The sequence below is a fragment of the Helicobacter sp. 16-1353 genome, assembly GCF_003288815.1.
Classification (GTDB): domain Bacteria; phylum Campylobacterota; class Campylobacteria; order Campylobacterales; family Helicobacteraceae; genus NHYM01.
Window position 1 is genome coordinate 100,379 of record NZ_NHYM01000002.1, and the last position, 18,842, is coordinate 119,220.

The 18,842-nt window shown below is 33.2% G+C and carries 17 protein-coding genes; 6 read left to right on the forward strand and 11 right to left on the reverse strand.

The window, feature by feature from the left end; all coding sequences use genetic code 11:
- Positions 1–11: 11 nt before the first annotated feature.
- From CCY99_RS01830 to CCY99_RS01850, 5 genes are read right to left on the reverse strand one after another with little or no spacing between them, the layout of a single operon-like run.
- Positions 12–1,352: an NFACT family protein gene (locus tag CCY99_RS01830; RefSeq protein WP_112059704.1), complete on the reverse strand. Its 1,341-nt coding sequence runs from the start codon at positions 1,350–1,352 to the stop codon at positions 12–14.
- A gap of 1 nt (position 1,353) precedes the next feature.
- Positions 1,354–2,889: an AAA family ATPase gene (locus CCY99_RS01835; protein WP_112059705.1), complete on the reverse strand. Its 1,536-nt coding sequence runs from the start codon at positions 2,887–2,889 to the stop codon at positions 1,354–1,356.
- Positions 2,890–3,735 carry an NAD(+)/NADH kinase gene (locus CCY99_RS01840; RefSeq protein WP_112059791.1) on the reverse strand — a complete coding sequence of 282 codons (846 nt, stop codon included), beginning with the start codon at positions 3,733–3,735 and terminating at the stop codon, positions 2,890–2,892. It lies immediately after the preceding gene.
- A 4-nt stretch (positions 3,736–3,739) separates the two neighbouring features.
- Positions 3,740–4,432, reverse strand: coding sequence for a hypothetical protein (locus CCY99_RS01845; protein WP_112059706.1), 693 nt, complete (start codon positions 4,430–4,432; stop codon positions 3,740–3,742).
- A 50-nt stretch (positions 4,433–4,482) separates the two neighbouring features.
- Positions 4,483–5,292: a J domain-containing protein gene (locus tag CCY99_RS01850; RefSeq protein ID WP_258443019.1), complete on the reverse strand. Its 810-nt coding sequence runs from the start codon at positions 5,290–5,292 to the stop codon at positions 4,483–4,485.
- 133 nt (positions 5,293–5,425) lie between these two features.
- On the opposite strand from CCY99_RS01850, the gene CCY99_RS01855 reads away from it, so the two are divergent.
- Together CCY99_RS01855 and uvrA are read left to right on the forward strand one after the other, a co-directional pair.
- On the forward strand, positions 5,426–6,172 hold the full coding sequence (locus CCY99_RS01855; RefSeq protein WP_112059708.1) for a sulfite exporter TauE/SafE family protein: 747 nt from the start codon (positions 5,426–5,428) through the stop codon (positions 6,170–6,172).
- Positions 6,173–6,222: 50 nt separating this feature from the next.
- Entirely contained in the window at positions 6,223–9,051 is a 2,829-nt protein-coding gene (uvrA, locus tag CCY99_RS01860; RefSeq protein WP_112059709.1) for an excinuclease ABC subunit UvrA, read from the forward strand.
- A 55-nt stretch (positions 9,052–9,106) separates the two neighbouring features.
- Here the strand turns inward: uvrA and CCY99_RS01865 are convergent, their stop codons facing one another.
- Entirely contained in the window at positions 9,107–10,738 is a 1,632-nt protein-coding gene (locus CCY99_RS01865; protein WP_112059710.1) for a DUF262 domain-containing protein, read from the reverse strand.
- Between the two features lie 247 nt (positions 10,739–10,985).
- Between CCY99_RS01865 and CCY99_RS09800 the strand changes: the two genes are divergently transcribed.
- On the forward strand, positions 10,986–11,120 hold the full coding sequence (locus CCY99_RS09800; RefSeq protein WP_258443024.1) for a hypothetical protein: 135 nt from the start codon (positions 10,986–10,988) through the stop codon (positions 11,118–11,120).
- A gap of 143 nt (positions 11,121–11,263) precedes the next feature.
- On the opposite strand, the gene CCY99_RS01870 is transcribed toward CCY99_RS09800, so the two are convergent.
- The 3 genes from CCY99_RS01870 to CCY99_RS01880 form a co-directional block, all read right to left on the reverse strand.
- A complete protein-coding gene (locus CCY99_RS01870; RefSeq protein ID WP_112059711.1) occupies positions 11,264–11,749 on the reverse strand; it encodes a toxin-antitoxin system YwqK family antitoxin in 486 nt (161 codons plus the stop codon).
- 146 nt (positions 11,750–11,895) lie between these two features.
- The gene (locus CCY99_RS01875; RefSeq protein ID WP_112059712.1) at positions 11,896–13,497 is read right to left on the reverse strand and encodes a DUF262 domain-containing protein; all 1,602 of its coding nucleotides are present in this window, start codon (positions 13,495–13,497) and stop codon (positions 11,896–11,898) included.
- Positions 13,498–13,624: 127 nt separating this feature from the next.
- Positions 13,625–13,747, reverse strand: coding sequence for a DUF262 domain-containing protein (locus CCY99_RS01880; protein ID WP_112059713.1), 123 nt, complete (start codon positions 13,745–13,747; stop codon positions 13,625–13,627).
- A gap of 369 nt (positions 13,748–14,116) precedes the next feature.
- Here CCY99_RS01880 and CCY99_RS01890 point away from each other — a divergent pair, with 369 nt between their 5' ends.
- Both CCY99_RS01890 and CCY99_RS01895 read left to right on the forward strand, forming a co-directional pair.
- The gene (locus CCY99_RS01890; protein ID WP_258443086.1) at positions 14,117–16,138 is read left to right on the forward strand and encodes a TonB-dependent receptor; all 2,022 of its coding nucleotides are present in this window, start codon (positions 14,117–14,119) and stop codon (positions 16,136–16,138) included.
- Positions 16,139–16,363: 225 nt separating this feature from the next.
- Entirely contained in the window at positions 16,364–16,594 is a 231-nt protein-coding gene (locus tag CCY99_RS01895) for a hypothetical protein (protein WP_112059716.1), read from the forward strand.
- A 189-nt stretch (positions 16,595–16,783) separates the two neighbouring features.
- On the opposite strand, the gene CCY99_RS01900 is transcribed toward CCY99_RS01895, so the two are convergent.
- Together CCY99_RS01900 and CCY99_RS01905 are read right to left on the reverse strand one after the other, a co-directional pair.
- Entirely contained in the window at positions 16,784–17,476 is a 693-nt protein-coding gene (locus CCY99_RS01900) for an FkbM family methyltransferase (protein ID WP_112059717.1), read from the reverse strand.
- Positions 17,477–17,661: 185 nt separating this feature from the next.
- The gene (locus tag CCY99_RS01905) at positions 17,662–18,051 is read right to left on the reverse strand and encodes a hypothetical protein (protein WP_112059718.1); all 390 of its coding nucleotides are present in this window, start codon (positions 18,049–18,051) and stop codon (positions 17,662–17,664) included.
- 175 nt (positions 18,052–18,226) lie between these two features.
- Between CCY99_RS01905 and CCY99_RS01910 the strand changes: the two genes are divergently transcribed.
- Positions 18,227–18,805, forward strand: a complete 579-nt coding sequence (locus CCY99_RS01910; RefSeq protein ID WP_112059719.1) for a hypothetical protein — start codon at positions 18,227–18,229, stop codon at positions 18,803–18,805.
- The last annotated feature ends 37 nt before the right edge of the window (positions 18,806–18,842 follow it).

The window sequence follows — 18,842 nt, forward strand, 5'->3', positions numbered from 1 at the left end:
TTTTAAAAGCTTTATTTTTTTATATTTATCGTAGAATGGTTTGAATATACCACATTTGCACCTTCTTTTATTTTTACAAACTTCCTTCTAGTATAATCGACAATAAAATTTCCACTTTTAGCTTTTAAAAATCCCACTAGAATCTCACCTGCTTTTTGCAAAACATCATCTCTAATATTCATTTTAGAACAATGGATTATCAAATGCGATGAGGGAATACCCCTTATATGCATCCACATATCATTGGATTTTGCGTCCTTTAGAAGTGCGATATTTTCATTTTTATTCTTACCGATAGATATTTTTACACTATCAATAAAAAAGCTTTCATAAGGCAATTTTACCTTATCTTTAGATGGAGAATATCTAAGATTCTGCTTTGTTTTGGGATTGATTATCTTTATATCATTGATATTATTAGCTTTCATTACAAAGTTAATTTTAGCGTCTAAAAATGCAATATTATCTTTTAGATTCTCTTCTTGGATAGAGATATTTTTTGATTTAAGCTGTAATTTTTTTGATTTCATAAAAAACTCATTTACCAATATCGCATTACTCTTAAATCCAATATCATTATCCAAATTATATGTTACAAACTCGCCATTATAGTTTTTAAGCGTAATGCTATTTCCGCTTAGTTTTGCATTCATATTATTTTGTATTAAATGCCCGATTTCTGCGTAATATTTAGATTTAGCAATTAAGCTATCTTTATTTGGCAGATTCTCCAACAAGGCTATTAATTTTTGTTTTTTAGATTCTAGTAGGGTTATGGTTTGTTGCTTTAGGGAATCTAGATTTAGTTTTATTAAATTTGCGTAACTTGTATATAGAAACTGCAAAATATCACCACCAAAATCAACCTCCCTAATCTTAAAATTTACTTGTTGATTTAAAGGAGATAGAGCGATTCCGGGCTTTACAATCCTAGTATTTTGACTAATCTTACGCAGAGATTCCAAGATAATGAAATTAGAATCCAAAATAATAGCATTGGTATATTTGCCGGTAAATTCAAGCTGTAAAATACAATTTAGCTCTTTATAATCCAACTTTTTATGCAAAAATAATCGCAGGATTCTATTATTTCCATCGATATTGCAATCTAATATATTTGCTTTTAAACAATATTTTTGCAGGGCAAAATCAAAAGGGGCTTTATATTTTTTCACACTAAGAATTGCCTCATTCGTGCAGAAAATCATACTTTTAGATTTTTCTAGATTAATATAAAATGTTTGGGAATCTAGATTTAGTTTTATTAGATTATCATCAAGTCGCCCTATATAAGTTATCTTATCAAATGTTTTAAAAAGATTAGCGATTTCTTGTAGGATAAAAAGATTCATATTATTTTATATGTCGAAGTTTTTCTCTTGCAAATAAAAGTGCCTCATCTGTGATATTTTCTCCGCTTATCATTCTTGCTATTTCGTTTATTCTGCCATCTTTATCTAGTAATTTTATCTCACTTTTATTGCTAGTTTTTTGGACTAAATAATGATTATCCGCGAAACTTGGCATATGCGATTGATGGCTTATGGCAAATATTTGATAGCTCTTTGATAATTGAGATAGAATCTTAGCAATTCCTTCGCTCTCACTTCCGCTTAGATTCGCATCAATCTCATCTAAGATTAAGATTCCACTAGCTTTTGTATATTCCATATTAATGCATAATATAGCGAGTTTTAGGCGATTAAATTCACCCGAACTTAATGTGGAGATAGTAGAATCTTTTAATGTTAATTCCAAAGAATCTATTCCGCTAATACCTAAATCCTTATTTTTCAATCTTATATAAGCTTTATTTAGCATTAAAGATGTGCAATAAAAATCTAATCTATCCAGCAATAATCCCACATTTTCATTCCTATATTTTGAGATTTCTTTGGCTAGAGAATTGGAAGTTTGCAGTAGATTCTCAACTTCATTTTGCAAGGCTTTTTTATTAAAACTAATATTTTCATAATATTCTAAATCATTCTTTTTCTTTTTCAAATACGCCAAACTTTCCTCAATGCTGCCATATTTGTAGATTAATCTGCCCAAAGATTCAATACGATTTAAAATACTCTCAATATCATCATCATTAATATTTAAAAGTCGCTCTTCCTCGTCTTTTATGCAAGATTCAATCTCGCCTAGAATCTCCTCAAAAATTGCTTTATTCTTATCTATGGAATCTAAAAAGCTAATCAAAACAGGAAAATTATCCAATGTATTTTTTAATGATGAGATTTTTTCTAAAATCTTTTCTTTTTTGGAGAGATTTTTCTTAAAATCCATCAACTCTTCATATTCGCCAATCTTGGGATTTACACCCTCGATTTGAGCTATCTCATAAGCTGCTAATTCTCTTAATTCAATGATGTTTTTCTCATCACCTTTTAGCTTTTCTAACTCTGCAAATTTAGCTTTAAAATCCTTATAATTTTGCTTGTAGGAGAGTAGCAAAGCACTAAAATTGGGATTATTTTTAACGATAATCAAATCGAGTAAATCTAAAAGATTTTCTTCTTCTAATTCGCTTGTGGAATGGGAGTGGATATATTTAACATAATCGCCGAAAATCTCTTTTATACGCCTTTTAGAGGTAGATTGATTATTTAGAAAATACTTTGTTTTATCTTTTTTAATAACACTTAAAATTAGCTCATCATTAGTTAGGATTCCAGCATCTTCTAAGTAGATATTCGCAGTTTCAAAATCACCTTCGATTAATAAGGCATTGCTATCTTTAATGCCAAAAAGTGCTAGAATGCTTTCCATTAATACAGATTTTCCACTTCCGCTAACACCGCTAAACACATTAAAACCACTACTTGGATTTATAACAACTTCGCTAAATGCAGGAGAATCTTTAATCAAAAGCCGCCAAATCATTTACACACCCCAACTAAACTTTTGTCTTAAAACCTCAAAATAATCCCTTTTTCTATCATAAATAAGCAAAGAATTACTTTTGGAGCTATAAATTTTTAATTTATCATTTTCGTTAAAAGGTAGTATCTCTTGTCCGTCGATTACTAGATTTGCTCTAGAATCTTGCATTTCAAACTCTAATATAAATTCATCGCTTAGAATTAAAGGTCTTTGTGTAAGTGAATGTGCACAAATAGGAGTTAAAAGAATATTTCTAGTATATGGATAGACAACTGAGCCACCAGCACTTATATTGTATGCTGTAGAACCCGCTGGAGTGCCTATTATCAATCCATCGCTAAAATATGTATTAAAATGTTTGCCATTGATTTTTGCTATGATTTTTATCATTCCAGAAATGTCTTGCTTTGAGATTAAAAATTCATTTACACAATGAAGTTTTTTATTATCGCTAAGTTGGCTAAATTCGCCCTCTAATATCATTTGCGATTGCACGACATATTCATCATTTTTTAGCTTTTCCATAAAAACTGGCAATTCATCTAAGCCAATGGCTGTTAAAAATCCTAATCTTCCGGTATTAATCCCAAGTATGGGTTTATTATAAAAAAATGAGCGTCTAAGGGCAGATATTAAAGTCCCATCACCACCTAAAGTTACTAAAATATCGCACCATTGGCATAATTTAGAAAACTCAACCCCATAAATCCCAATCATCTCGCCACTCATACTATCAATATTAACCTCGATAGAATGTTTTTCGGCAATCTCTTTAAATCCAAAATAAACATTGCCTAAAGAGGGGGTTGATGGGCGGAGAATAACGCCTATTTTACGAATATGCATCACTTTATTTTTGTAAATAATATGCTTTTATCTCAAATCCTCTTTTATCCGGTGCTTGAATACTTAAGCCCTCAAATACAGCGACATTAGAAAAATTTCTAGTAACCAAACCTATAGCCTCTCTGGCACGAAAAGATGCTAAACCTTCTTGTTTTAGCTCGGCACTAGGTCCTGCATAAGGATTATTATCAACAATGCCACTAACTTCTAAGGCTATTAATTCTTTATTTGTATTGATTAGATTCTGCACAGATTCCACAATATCTTTTGCACAAGATTCTGGCATAACCCATCTTCCATTTCTCATCGTGTGGCAAGTAACAATATTTTGATTAATAGGCTTAATAGTATATTGCAATTGACTTATAGTATTTATAGTAGATGTTTGCGGAGTAGCAATGGAATCCTGTGTAGGATTTTGAACGACTTGTGTAGATTCTTGTGTAGATTCTATAGTAGGATTTGAAACCTGTGTGTTTGGCGATGCAACCTCTGGAGGTGATTGTGTAGTAGCTAGATTTTGAATTGCTGGAATATCATTTGTAGTAAAATCTAAATTATCATAGTCGGTATTATCGTTATAAAAAAATATATAGGTAATAAGCCCTAAGATAAGTATGACAACTAGCACAGCCCCAAGAACAAAAGTAAGCTTTTTATTTTCATTATTGCTAAATATAGCTTGAAAAATACTCATAATATTTCCTTACACAATTTTTTTAAGAATAAGTGATTATACTAAATATATTAAATATTTTCAAAACTAGCTTTTATAATATCAAATGCTTCTTTTAATTCAATAAATTTTAGATTATAAAATTTTATTATAGATTCATCTTTACCAAAAACCTTATCAGGGTGGTATTCTTTTATGAGTTCTAAATATCTTGATTTTATGCAGAAAAAACTATCATTATGATTGCAACCAAGCACAAAATAGGCTTTATGCAGTTTTTGCTCTTTTAGTGTGAGATAGGAAGATTTGAAACCTTTTTGATTAAATTGTTGCAATTTAAAGCTATCATAATCAAATTCCAATCTAACATTATGGATAATCTTATTTCCTATGATTTTCATCAAATAATACCAAAAATCAGGTGTGGTGGAATCCAAATAGATATGCGATAAATCACTACTTATGATAATCTGCGAAAGCATCGCATTTATATATCTTTTTGCAATATGATTTGGTCTATCAAATATCAAAACAGCACGATTTACTCCAAGTAGCCGAAAGGAGATTCTAACGCATTCTAGTAATGAATTCGATGAGGTAATCTTAATCCTAATAGGAAGATAGCTAGATTCTAATATATGCTCTAATTTTTTCAGTGTGGAATCTTCTATAGAATGTTGTTCTTGCATAGCGGAATAATAAGCCCAATTAATCAAATAATCTTTCTTAAATCGCTCCCCATCATCAAGTATTAAAATAGAACTTGATAGATGATATTGATTTTGAAAATATTTTGTGGCATATCTCAAGATTTTAAAAAGCATAGGATTCTGCTCTTCTATGCTAATTTGAACAAATCTATTAAAAGTCTCGACTCTCAAATTGTTTCCCATACATATAAATTATTGATAATTCAAGCAATTTTAATTCCAAAATATCTCTAAAGATTCCAAACAATAATGCTAAATTTAAGATAAAATCTATAATCTTTTTATATTTAACACAAGGTGTAAGATGGATATATTTGTTCTTGCGATATATGGGATTGTAGCGGGAATCTTAGCTGGGGTTTTTGGTATTGGCGGAGGGACTATAATCGTTCCTGCGATGATATTTTTTGGATTCGATATAAAAAATGCAATTGGAATCTCTGTTATGCAAATGATTTTTTCATCAGTTTATGGCACTTTTTTAAATCTAAGAGCAAAGGTTTTAGATTATAAGATTGCGATATTTGTCGGTATTGGAGGATTCTGTGGTGCGGCATTTAGCGGTCTTATAGTAGATTCTCTAAAACCCATATATCTAGAAATTGCATTTATTTTAGTTTGTGGATATTCCCTATTTAAAAGCCTAAAAAAATCAAATACAATAAAAGATGGCACTAAAAACAAATATAAAAAATTAATATTATTTATAGTTGGATTTGTAACAGGGATTTTTGCTGTATCGCTAGGCATTGGAGGTGGGCTTATAATCGTTCCTGTGATTAGCTATTATTTAGGATTACCGACAAAAAAAATCGTTCCAATATCATTATTTTTTGTGATTTTTTCATCTATCTCAGGATTTATAAGCCTATCTTTTCATAATTATGTCAATTACAAGGAGGGCATAATCGTAGGGATTTTCTCACTAATTGGTGTTTATCTCGGGGTAAAAATCAACAAAAAAATCTCAAATAGAGCCCATAAAATTGCCGTAGTGGTTTTATATATAGTTGTTTTATTATTTATGATAAAAAATATAATCTATAAGTGAAGTTAGATATAATTTGCGGTTTAAGATTCTAAAGATTCTTGGAGAATATTTTGAAAAACGCAAATCTATTGGATACTATAAAAATTATTGGAGCTAGGGAAAATAATCTAAAAAATATTAATTTAGAGATTCCAAAAAATAAACTTGTGGTTTTCACTGGCTTAAGTGGGAGTGGCAAAAGCACATTAGCATTTGATACGCTCTATGCTGAGGGACAAAGACGATATTTAGAATCACTCTCAAGCTACGCAAGGCAGTTTTTAGATAAAGTCGGCAAACCAGATGTTGACAAAATAGAGGGTTTAACTCCAGCCATAGCCATAGACCAAAAAACCACAAGCAAAAATCCCCGCTCAACAGTTGGCACTATAACAGAAATCTATGATTATTTAAGATTATTATATGCAAGAGTTGGGAGGCAACACTGCCATTTATGCGGAAAACCAATCTCACATATGAGTAGTAGCGATATTATTGAGCAGATTCTACATCTTGATGTTGGCACAAAAATAATTATACTTTCTCCAATATTCAAGGAAAAGAAAGGGGCATTTCACGATATATTAGAATCCTTACGACAAAAGGGATATTTAAGAGTTATGATTGATGGGGTGTTATGTAGGCTTGATGAAAAAATAGAGCTATCAAAAACAAAAAAACATACATTAAAAATAGTGGTAGATAGGGTTATTATCAATGAAGAAAATAAATCACGAATAGCCCACGCAATTGAAAAAGCACTCAAAGAATCCTATGGCGAGATTGAAATCCTAAAAAATGATGAAAAAACGCCATTGCATTATAGTGAGCATTTTGCGTGTTTTGATTGTAAGGTTAGCTTTGATGAATTAGAGCCATTAAGCTTTTCATTCAACTCCCCAAAAGGTGCTTGTCCTAGCTGTAATGGACTTGGCATGAATTACAGAATTGATATTAAAAAAGTTATTAATCCGCATTTACCGCTTATAAAAGGTGGCATAAAAATAATATATGGTTTTAATAAAAGTTATTATAATGAGCTATTTAAGGGATTTGCAAAAAGTATAAAAATAGATATAAATGATAGTTTTGAGAATCTAAATGAACAGCAACAAAAATTAATACTTTATGGAAGCCAAAAAGAATTTAAAGTGGAGTGGAAAACTAGCTCTATTACCAGAACTTGGGAAGGTGTGCTAAAACTAGCATATGATATGTTTAAAGATGATAGAGATGGTTTGAGTGATTATATGAGTGAAAAAATTTGCGATGTATGCAAGGGAAATAGGCTAAAATTGGAATCCTTGAGCGTTAAAGTGGCAAATTATGGCATTGGCGAGATTGTGAATCTACCTATTGAAAATGTTTACAAGATATTTAATAATGAAAAAAACTTCGCATATCTAACAAAACAACAACAATTCATAGCACAAAGTATATTAAAAGAAATAAGAGAAAGGCTATATTTTTTATATGATGTTGGGCTTGGATATTTAAGTCTTGGACGAGATAGTAGAACAATAAGTGGCGGAGAAAATCAAAGAATTAGAATCGCCTCCCAGATTGGAAGTGGATTAACAGGGGTTTTATATGTATTAGATGAGCCAAGTATTGGATTACACGAAAGAGATACATTAAAACTTATAAAAACGCTACAAAATCTACAAAACAAGGGAAATACACTTGTAGTCGTAGAACACGATAAAGAAACCATCAAAAATGCAGATTTTATCGTAGATATAGGACCTAGTGCTGGAAATTTGGGCGGAGAAGTTATATTTAGTGGCAATATAAAAGAAATGATGAAATCAAATACATTAACAGCAGAATATATAAAGGGAAGCAAAAAAATTGAATATTTTTATAGACGCAAACAGGAAAAATGGCTTACCATAAAAAATATCAATATCAATAATATCAAGAATCTTGATGTTAGGATTCCGCTACTAAACTTCGTATGTTTTACTGGTGTAAGTGGAAGTGGTAAAAGCTCCATTGTGCTTCAAACCTTATTACCAAATGCAAAAGAAATGCTAAATAACGCAAGAAAAATCAATAAAATCGATAATGTAGCAATAGAGGGCTTAGAGGAATTAGACAAGGTAATCTATCTAGACCAAAGCCCGATTGGTAGAACACCAAGAAGTAATCCTGCGACTTATACAGGGATTATGGATAATATAAGGGATATTTTTTCGCAAACAAAAGAAGCTAAAATTCGCGGTTATAATATAGGTAGATTCAGTTTTAATGTAAAAGGTGGTAGATGTGAGAGATGCTTTGGTGAGGGTGAAATTAAGATTGAAATGCACTTTTTGCCAGATATAATGGTGAAATGTGATATTTGTAAAGGTAGAAAATATAACGAACAAACACTAGAAATACTCTATAATGGAAAAAATATAGCAGATGTATTAGATATGAGCGTAGATGAAGCAATAGAATTTTTTGCAAAAATACCAAAAATAGCACAAAAACTAAAAACCCTACAAGATATTGGGATAGGCTATCTTAAGCTAGGACAAAATGCACTAAGTCTTAGTGGTGGGGAGGCACAAAGGATAAAAATCGCTAAAGAATTATGTAAAAATGACACAGGTAAAACACTATATGTATTAGATGAACCAACCACAGGATTGCATTTTGATGATATAAATAAATTAATGAAAGTTTTACATCACCTAACTAGTCTTGGCAATAGTATCATAGTAATAGAGCATAATTTAGATGTTATAAAAAATGCAGATTATATTATAGATATAGGACCAGAGGGCGGGGATAAAGGCGGGAAAATAGTGGATTGTGGCACTCCAGAAGAGATAGTAAAAAATGCTAAAAAATCTAAAAGCTACACAGCAAAATTTCTAGCAAATGAATTAAAAAAACAAAAAGATTCGTAGAATCTTAAGGCTAAATTTAGGATTCTTATTGACTTAGATTTATAAAATTATCACATTAAAAAATATCTATAATCTCATAAATCTTATTTCTTAGCTTCTCGCCTCTTGTTTCTATGGCTTCCTTATTCCAAGTATCCGCATTTAAAATATCTCTTGTAATTATAAATGCGGTTGTTTTGTCGTCTCTATTTGCATATACTTCCTTTTTGGTTTCAAAGGAATCATTTGAGGCTTGAATATTCTTTTTGGAATACGATAGCGTTAGATTCCCCAAAGAATGCGTAAGTTTCTTTTTATCATCATCGCTAAAATGATTAAATTGCTCCCACACTCCAGCCTTTGGATTCTGTGGTAAGATATGCTCTAAATGCAATTTATTTGATATTTCTATAAAATCCCTTTTCTCCGCATCGCTTGAAAAATATTCCGCCAATAGCAGAATCTGCTTTATCCATTTATCGCTGTCACTACATTCCTCAAGGCGACTTTTAAACTCTTTAGCCCTTTTCTCATCTAAATTTTTTATCATCATATTTTTTATGTCGTCTATTTGGGCTTTTTCTTTGATTTTCTTTATGATATTTACGGAAGTTTGCTTAAATTGATTTGAAGTATTTCCAGCGATTAAATGCTGATAGTAATACGCCACAAGATGTTTTAACAAGCTATCAAATTCGCCATATTTCTCAAACTTCGCACCGCACACAATGCTAATCCAATATATCTCATTTGGCAAGTATTTTAGGCAGTAAATATATGTATTATCGCTGTCTAATATGCCCTTATAGATTTTTGCAAATCCCTTAATTTCATCTATGATTTTCATAGAATCCATATCTTTAAAAACTTTTAATAATTCCTCATCATATCGCTTTCTTGGAATCTCCCCAAGTTTATAATATGTGTATGTGGTAAGCATGGAATCTAATCTGTTTTCTAGGTCGCGCTCAATTTCTTGCCATTCTGTTTTAAAACTATTTCTATCCTCTTTAGTCGTCAGTTTTTGCATCAACCTTGCTTTTAAAATATCGCTTGGTCTTAGTGGCAATCCCCTAGTGTTTATAATCTCAAAGATTCTTATTGCGCTATCTTCATTTTGACAAATAATAACTGTTAAAACAACGCTTGTATAAAGCCATTCTACAAATTCATTGATGGAATTTTCGTTTATAGATTTACTCAAATCTTTCTTCAAAAACTCCTTTATAATTTTTGCGTTTGTCGCATATTTATTCTTGTCAGCATTTTCTTTAATGCCCCCATCTACCACTTTTTTATAATCCAAGTGATACCGCTCATCGGTTAGAAATCTAAGCCTTTCTTCCTTTTCACCATATCTATTTTTCAAAGAATCTAAGATATACTCTTTCGCCTTGCCCTCTAAATTTTTCTCATATAAATCCCTAATCACACAAGCCAAAAGGCTAAATGTAGTAAGCCTCTGCTGTCCGTCAATCACATCAAATATCTGCCTATCTTTGTATATTTTTTTGACAACTAACACCAATGAGCCACAAAAATAATCCTCATCGTAAGCATTTACATAAGCAGATTCTAAATCGCTTAATAAACTCTCTACATGCTCCTTATCCCACGAATATGGTCGCTGATAATCTGGAACTTGATAAAATCGCTTATCATCAAATATCTCGCTTAATTGTTCGCTTTCTGCTTTGATTTTTTCCATGTTTTCTCCTTATATTTAGATTCTTGGTTTTAAGCTTTAGATTTTTAAATTTTCATTTTAAGACATCGTTATACCCCCCCCCATTAAGGAAATATTAGAAACTACTTAAAATAATCTTAAATTAAATCTTAGAAAAAGAATCTTACGAGTTTGCAAAAAAGTTTGATGGAAAAATGTATAGAAAGTTTTGCGGAATATCGCCACCAAAATATAATAAAAAAGGCTTGGTGGGGTTTTGGAAAGTTTTATGCGATTTATAAAATCTATCGCTAGTTGTGGGAAAATTAGGAGTTTATGGGATATTGCTAGAATCTCAAGCATAGAATCTAATGTCGAGATTCTTGTAAAAACGCATTTTTACCATCGAACAACACTTTTGTAGCTTGGCTATTATAATCAAAATCTATGTAGTATAAAAAGCTAGAATATCCCTACTGCTTAAATAAAGCGAATCTTGTAAATTGTCTAAAACTTGGGAAGTGGTAGAATCTGCTTTGGATTGTTTAAATTGCATATACCCAATCCTTATCGTCCTCGTATGTCGTCCTCATCTATAACATAATACCCATCTTTATCTATCATACACCCATCTTCATATAGATATTCGACACTAAAACTCCCATCTTTATACCACTCTTTTACTATGCCGTGTCGTTCGCCATTTTTATATGGAGTTTCACTCTTAAGATTCCCATTTTCATACCACAACTTTTCCATACTAAGTATGCCATTTTCGTATATACACTCTCTCACGAGTTTCCCGCTTTTATGCCACTCCTTTTCCGTGCCATATGTTCTGCCATTTTTGTATGGAACCTCTTTCCAAAGATTCCCATTGTCATAATACCACTTTTCTACGCCTTGCTCTTCGTTATATTCATATGTCGTCTCTCTCCTAAGATTTCCATTTTTATAATATTCCTTTGCTATGCCGTGTATTTTGCCATTTTCATATGGAATCTCGCTCTTTAGGTTTCCATTTTCATAATATTCCTTTTCTATGGTTGCCATATTTCCTCCTTGTTTTAAATCTAATGCTATTATTTAAACGATTAAAAATTACTTCAAAAACTCGTGGAAAATCACACATTTTCGCTAAACCATTCATAAAGTCGATTGAAAATCTCATTTTCTCTATTCTCTATATCCTCTTTAAGTCAGTCATCTTTTGGATATTTCGCCAACTCATTTGCTTCAAGGAATTTAGAATTTTTATATTTCTCTTTTTTCTTGCCAAAGTAGCCATTCCCAGCTTCGATATTTATCTGTTTTTCTAGCCACATTTTATTGCCAAGCGATTCTAGCTTTTCTTTTGCACTATCTTTATCCCAGCCGTTATAATTTGTATTCTGCCATTTGCGTGGGAAAATATGCTCGACTTCCCCCGCCAATATATCTTGGTCTTGGAATTTTAGATACATATTTAGCGATATTAGAGCATTTTGCAACTTAGATGGTGAGAGCAAATTTTTCTTAAAATTTTCTTTATCTTCTAATATCTTTTTGGCACTATCGCCAAAATCTAACTTCCCATTTTTATATAAGTTCGTATAAGCCTTAAAAACTATGGGCTTTATCGTATTTACTGCCTTGCTATCGATAAAAACCACGAATAAATTGGCGATACTTTGTTGCAAAAGTGGCAAAATCCTAGAATCGCTAAAATAATCCTTGTCCTTAAAATAAAAGTAAATCGCACTATTTAGATAGTAGTGATATTCGTTTGGGTAGTCTGCCAAAATATCGAAAAACTGATTTGCTCTAAGGCTTAATTTGTCGTCATATTTATCCCCCCAAAATTTCACCAAATCGCTTATGTCCTCCATTAGCTCTGCAGATTTTAACGCTTCCACATTATTTTTTAGAAAGAATGTCCTAAGTGCAATTTCCTTAGAAGTATCATTATTTTTCGCTCTTAAAACATGCATATACTGCCTAAAATACCACTCAATATTTTCGACATTTTCCTCAATCTCCTGCCATTGTTTTATGAAGTCCTTCCTAGAATCTGCCTTTGTAAAGCCATAAACTTTACTTTTAATAATATCAGAATCTCCCAGCGGAAGCCCCCTATCATTTAGCGTTTGGAAAATCCTAAGTGCGGAATCCTCGCTCTTACATTCAATAGGCATAATGATTAGATTATTTAAAACCACCTTACAAAATTCTCCAAACGAATCCGGATTTTGAGTCAAAAAATCATCTATTTTTCCCCTAAAAAATTGAAAGTTTTTGGCATAGAGTGAGTTTTGCTTATTATCCAAAGTGCAATCCTCGCTTAAAATTTTTTCTAACTCCGTTAAACCCTCATCTAAAATCACCTTGCTTTTTAGGTGTGTTTTAGTAAATTCCAGCTCCTCGCTCCCCTCATCATAGCACCAAATACATTTGCCAAAAAGCTTGGCGTAACCTTTCGTGTTTTCATTGGTGTAATTGCCCCCTGTGGCTTTTTCATAAAGTGCACGAAAAAGCAAGTTTAAGGTGGTGATTCTCTGCTGTCCATCGATGATTTCTAGCACATTTTTATTATCCTCACTGCTAAATCCCACAATGCTCCCTAGATAATATTCGTTTTTTTCTTGGGAATTTTGTGCGTTTGTTTGTCGCACCTCTCCAAAAAAATCTAAAATATCCTCCCACAGCGTTTGACACTGCTCTTTATCCCAGCGATATTGTCGCTGATACTCAGGGATTAGAAACTCCCTCCCAGAACTTAGAAAATCCTTAATGCTTTTAGGGTCAACATTCATGTCTGCCATCTTTTCTCCTTTAAATTTTTATTTGCGATATTATAACGCTTTCCACACCACAACCTAAGATTCTTAAGCGACTTTATCTCTAAAATAAGCTAGAATCCTAGATTTTAAAATTGCGAAGCAATTTTTGTTAACTTCTCAAATCCTCCCATAAATCACGGAAATTTTTCTCTCCCCACGCATAATCCCGCTGATATTGTGGAATGCTAAGCCAATTTACGCCAAAAATCTCACTAATCTTTTTTTGTGCCATTTCTCTCTCCTTAATTTTAATTTATAGTATTATAACCCCCCCCCTCCCCTTAAGGAAATATTATAAAATCTAGAATCTCTAAATCTTGGGCGATTTTAGATTCTATATTCCACATAAAAATCCAAATATAAATTTAATAATCATTCTTAATTTTATTTTAATATTAATTTTGATATTTTCATTTTTTCAAAATACTTCAATATTTTTAATATTTACTAAATTTTTAAGGATTCTATATGCGACTAAAAAATCTCATAATTTTCGTAACGGGGGGGGGGTATAATTATATCTACAAATCTATTCTCCCAAGACATCAAGGAAATTGATTTAGGCAAAACCGTAGTTAGTGCAAGTGGCTTTGAGGAAAATATCAAGGACGCTCCAGCCACGATTTCTATTATCCCTGAAGAGGAGTTAGTAAATCGCCCTATTAGGGATTTGGGCGATGCTTTGCAAGAGATTCCGGGTGTAAATACAACTATTTCCAAAACAGGGGCTAGTAGCATTTCTATTCGTGGTTTAAGTGCGGGTTATACGCTAATTCTAATAGATGGCAAAAGGCAGAATGTCGCCTCTGGCTTTGGCGGAAGTGGATTTGACCCAAGCAGTGGCTTTATGCCGCCGGTATCGATGATAGAGCGGATTGAGGTTATTCGCGGTCCTGCGTCTATAATCTATGGAAGCGATGCGATGGGTGGCGTTATAAACATCATCACAAAGAAAAATACTAATATCTTAAGCGGGAGTTTTGCCACAGAGTTACGACTGCAACAGCATAATGACACTTGGGGCGATATGTATGGATTTAATGGATTTGTGAGCTCTCCACTAGTGCAAAATAGCTTATTTCTAAATGTGCGAGGGCGATACAATGCCACTGGAGCGAATAAATTCTTAAAATCGTCCATTCCGGGCTACACAGGAGATACAACTACAAATCCCTACACAAGCCACTCTCCCACAGGCTATCGCATCGCAAGTGTGGGCGGGAGATTAACTTGGGATGTAGATTCTGCAAATTCGCTCTATGTAGATAGTGAGTTCAACTACCAAAATCTAGGCTCTCTAAATACGAGTAGTAGGCAAATTACGGCGATTAGAGATTATTATAAATACAATACCGTGCTAAATCACGATGGGGATTATTCGTGGGGGATTCTCAATACCTATATCCAATATGCCGACACAAAGCAGATTCCCCAAATTATCGCAAATGTCGGCGATACAAAAGGACCACACAATCGAGGCACTTTGCAAGACTATCAAAATGCGGTTTTAAATAGCACTTGGAGAGATAGCTATGGCGTGGGTGAAGGGGCGATTATGGTGTATGCTGGGCTAAATTATAGCTATGAGCAGCTCGAACTACGAAGCACGGATTTTGTGCGTCATCAAAATCAAGTGGCGATTTTCGGCGAGGCGGAATATTTGCCATTTGAGCTATTGTCCGCTACTTTGGGCTTAAGGATAAATTATAGCGACCTTTATAACGCAATGCCAAATCCTAGATTCTACCTTAATATCAATCCTAGCGATTGGCTCACCATCAAAATGGGCGTTCAAAGTGGTATGAAAGTCCCTGCAATCGCCTATCTCTACGATGGCTACACGGAATCCACCTCAAACTCTAGCAATATTTACACATACGGCAATAGCAACCTACAAGCGGAGAAAACTTGGAATTACGAGGCGAGTTTGATATTTGACACGGATTTTGCAAATATTTCTTTGACTGGATTCTACACGGATTTCCGCGATGCAATCGATGGCGTAAGCTACACCACTGGAGCAAATATGCCACGATATGGAGTCTGCTCTGCTGGGGAATGTGTGTTATACCAAAATGTGGATAAGGCATTTTCAAGTGGGGCGGAAGTTAGCTTTAAAACAACGAGATTCTATGGAGTTGGCTTTGATGCGACCTACGCATACACCTACACAAGGCAAATGTCAGGAGTTGATAAAGGTCTCCCGCTAAATCTCGTCCCAAGACACAATGGCTCTGCGAAAATCTCCTATCAAATCGATGCCTTTGATATGTATTTGCGATGGATTGGGAAATTCACAACGCCCACTTCAAACGCACACACCGCAAATGCTGGGATTGGGGCGTATTATAAAAATGTGCATTTGCTGGATTTAGGGCTTAGCTATCGATTTGCTGGGGATTCTGATTCTGGCGTTGGCTTAAGTGGGGATTCTGCGGATTCTGCGTTAGATTCCACGAGGCAAAATAATGTGGCTTGGACGCTTAGCTTTGTGGTAAATAACTTGCTTGATACGAATTTCGTGGATTATGTGGCGACAAATGGCGGAGCAAACTATACAAATCTATATCAACGAATGATTCCAAGCCGAAACTTTTGGGTGAATCTCAAAGCGGATTTTTAAGATAGGATTACTAGAAGTGAAATTTTGATGAATATTTAAGTTTCTCTTTGGCAAAGCTTTCGTTTAAAGAGTTAGTTAAGAAAGTAAACTTTCTATAAAAATTGAAATATAATTTTAAAAAATTGGGAATCTTGTTGAATTTTAAATAATGTAATGCAACCCTAAAGATTTGTTTAATATTACACATTATAATTTCTAAAGTCATTATATTTTAAAGGTTGAAATATGAAAAATAGAATAGAAAGAGCACATTTAGTAAGTGAAGGTGTAGTGGATATAGTTACATATGAAAATGGTAAGGCAGATGTAGTAAAACGATATAATATAAATGAATTTCTTATAAGTGAAATTCCATATAAAGATGGCAAGATGGATGGCTTGGCAAAATATTATCACATAAATGGGGCACTTATGAGTGAAACTCCATATAAAGATGGTTGCTTGGTAAATAAATAATTTATCAATCTTAGTCCTATGATAGACAATAAACTAATTTTATTTACCAATTTTTAAAGTGTTTAAAAAACTAAAAATATCAAATTAATAATAATTTTTAGAAAATAATTTATCCTTAGAGTTTACTAAAGGATTTTAAGTTGTATCTTTTTTAGGAATACATTCGCTCCTTGCGAAATCATAAAGTAATTAATGAAAAATTATTGGAATCTCTGGGTAATTTTTGATATTTGGAGAATCTAATCCAGCTAGATAGCCAAGCCCTTTTTTAAATGGAATTTTGTTTAGATTCTCTGTATTTTTTGGATTCGCCGGATTTTTCGCACTCTTTGCGGAATCTGCGGAATCCGCTCTAAAATCTGCAAAATCCAAATACACGCAATTAGATTCCGCTAAATTATTAGAATCTAAGTCGCTAACCAACCCAGCGACTAAGTCATTCCTAACATAGCTCACCTCAATTAGATTGCTTAAAAATAGCCCCTTGCCATAAAAAATACTTCCATTATTGTTAAAATGCGTGTGGATAGGCGTGTAATACCGCCTTAGCTTCTCTAAAGCTGGTAGTCGCTTTTTCAATTTTAGGGGATATTCGGGGTTACAGCCCTGAAACTCAAACACAATCTGCGGAAAATACTGCGCCACAAAGCCCAAATCAACCTCCCTTAAAATATCCCATTCCGCGCCCTCAATGTCAATTTGCATAATATTATGGTGACTTTTATCCAGCCCATTTTCCCGCACCACACGCTCAAAGCTAATCGTATCATCGCTTTCAACCACGCCCACGAACTTTTTAATAAATGTGATATTTGGGTGATTATACGGAGCGGAATCTATACTTGCGTCGTATTGCAAGACTTTATAGCCCATATTTGCCATTTCTAAATCCCAAGGGGAATATGGCGAAACGCCGAGTGATAGGGCTTTGGGGGCGTTGGATTCTGTGGATTTTGCTGTGTTGGATTCTGTGGATTTCGCGCTAGATTCTGTGAGTTTGGATTCCGTGCTAGATTCTGCAGATTCTGCGGAATTTGCTGTTTTAGATTCTGCGTGATTTGTGGAGTTTAAAGCGTCTTTTGTGAGCTTATAGGGGGGGGGGTAAGCATTACATATCCGCCGTCATATTCGCCACCGATTCGCTTCAATTTAGCTGGATTCACGCACATCGGTCGCACCAAATCCAAATATCTTTTGATATTTTCCACATTGTAGCTTAGCTGGATTGCACCTCTTGGGCTTGGATACATTGATAAAAATATCGCTTCTTTCGCTACTTTGGGGATATCCAGCTCTTTTATAATATCGCGTGAAAGCGTGAAATTATTCACCGCACTCATCGCATTCACCACCTCATCTATGCCAAGCAGCCTTTGGACTTTCCGCCGAATACGGTTTTTGCCATTGCCCAACATTCTCTTTAATTTTCGCCTAACGCGGAGCATAAAATTTACCATTTGCTTTCCTTTTTTTAGATTTAAAACCCACATTATAGCGAAACTTAAAGACCTTAAATTTATATAGTATAAACGCAATAAAATGGTTATAATTCCTAGTTTTATAAATTATTTCACAAATTATTCACAAAATTGTTATTAAATACGAAATTATTTTAAGCAAAGGTTGGCGTAAATGAAATTTGAAATCACCAAAAAAATGTGGATGAAAATCCATACTTATCTTAGCCTATTTTTCCTACCAGCGGCGTTTATCTATGTTCTTACGGGTGTTTTATATATCTTTGATTTTAAGCAAGATAGCGGGGCGAAAATCTATGAGTTTAAGCTAGAATCTGCCCCAAAAAAGGGTGAAGAATTAGAAGCGATAATAAAAGTATTGAGTGAAAATAATCTAAAAATCCCAAGCAATACCGAGCTAAAATCTGGGCGAAATAGCGTAATTATGGGAAATACTAAGTATCAAATCTCACTTACTCAAAATAATAATGGAGCGGTTGTAAAGGTAACAGATAGAAGCATTTATGGAATCCTAGTGCTTATGCATAAGGCAAAGGGCGAGAAAAATGATGTTTTTGGATTTAAGATTAGCTTTTTTGATTTGATTGCTATTGGCTTTGGGCTTTCAATGGTTATTTTCTATCTCTCTGGGCTGATTATGACCTCATTTTGTAAGAAAAATCGAAAGTTTGCATTTAGGATTTTATTTGCGGGGTTAATAATAACTATCATTGCGATGTATTTTAGCGTTTAATTAATATTTTTTAGGATTCTATTAGAATCTAAACGCA

Excerpts from the sequence above, each read along its gene's own strand:
- CCY99_RS01880 (WP_112059713.1), bottom strand. The coding sequence starts at position 13,747 with ATGGCACAAAAAAAGATTAGTGAGATTTTTGGCGTAAATTGGCTTAGC.
- CCY99_RS01835 (WP_112059705.1), bottom strand. The coding sequence starts at position 2,889 with ATGATTTGGCGGCTTTTGATTAAAGATTCTCCTGCATTTAGCGAAGTT.
- CCY99_RS01875 (WP_112059712.1), bottom strand. The coding sequence starts at position 13,497 with ATGGCAGACATGAATGTTGACCCTAAAAGCATTAAGGATTTTCTAAGT.
- CCY99_RS01905 (WP_112059718.1), bottom strand. The coding sequence starts at position 18,051 with ATGGTAAATTTTATGCTCCGCGTTAGGCGAAAATTAAAGAGAATGTTG.
- CCY99_RS01895 (WP_112059716.1), top strand. The coding sequence starts at position 16,364 with ATGAAAAATAGAATAGAAAGAGCACATTTAGTAAGTGAAGGTGTAGTG.
- CCY99_RS01900 (WP_112059717.1), bottom strand. The coding sequence starts at position 17,476 with ATGGCAAATATGGGCTATAAAGTCTTGCAATACGACGCAAGTATAGAT.
- CCY99_RS09800 (WP_258443024.1), top strand. The coding sequence starts at position 10,986 with ATGCGATTTATAAAATCTATCGCTAGTTGTGGGAAAATTAGGAGTTTA.
- CCY99_RS01910 (WP_112059719.1), top strand. The coding sequence starts at position 18,227 with ATGAAATTTGAAATCACCAAAAAAATGTGGATGAAAATCCATACTTAT.
- CCY99_RS01855 (WP_112059708.1), top strand. The coding sequence starts at position 5,426 with ATGGATATATTTGTTCTTGCGATATATGGGATTGTAGCGGGAATCTTA.
- CCY99_RS01845 (WP_112059706.1), bottom strand. The coding sequence starts at position 4,432 with ATGAGTATTTTTCAAGCTATATTTAGCAATAATGAAAATAAAAAGCTT.
- CCY99_RS01870 (WP_112059711.1), bottom strand. The coding sequence starts at position 11,749 with ATGGCAACCATAGAAAAGGAATATTATGAAAATGGAAACCTAAAGAGC.
- CCY99_RS01830 (WP_112059704.1), bottom strand. The coding sequence starts at position 1,352 with ATGAATCTTTTTATCCTACAAGAAATCGCTAATCTTTTTAAAACATTT.
- CCY99_RS01840 (WP_112059791.1), bottom strand. The coding sequence starts at position 3,735 with ATGCATATTCGTAAAATAGGCGTTATTCTCCGCCCATCAACCCCCTCT.
- CCY99_RS01865 (WP_112059710.1), bottom strand. The coding sequence starts at position 10,738 with ATGGAAAAAATCAAAGCAGAAAGCGAACAATTAAGCGAGATATTTGAT.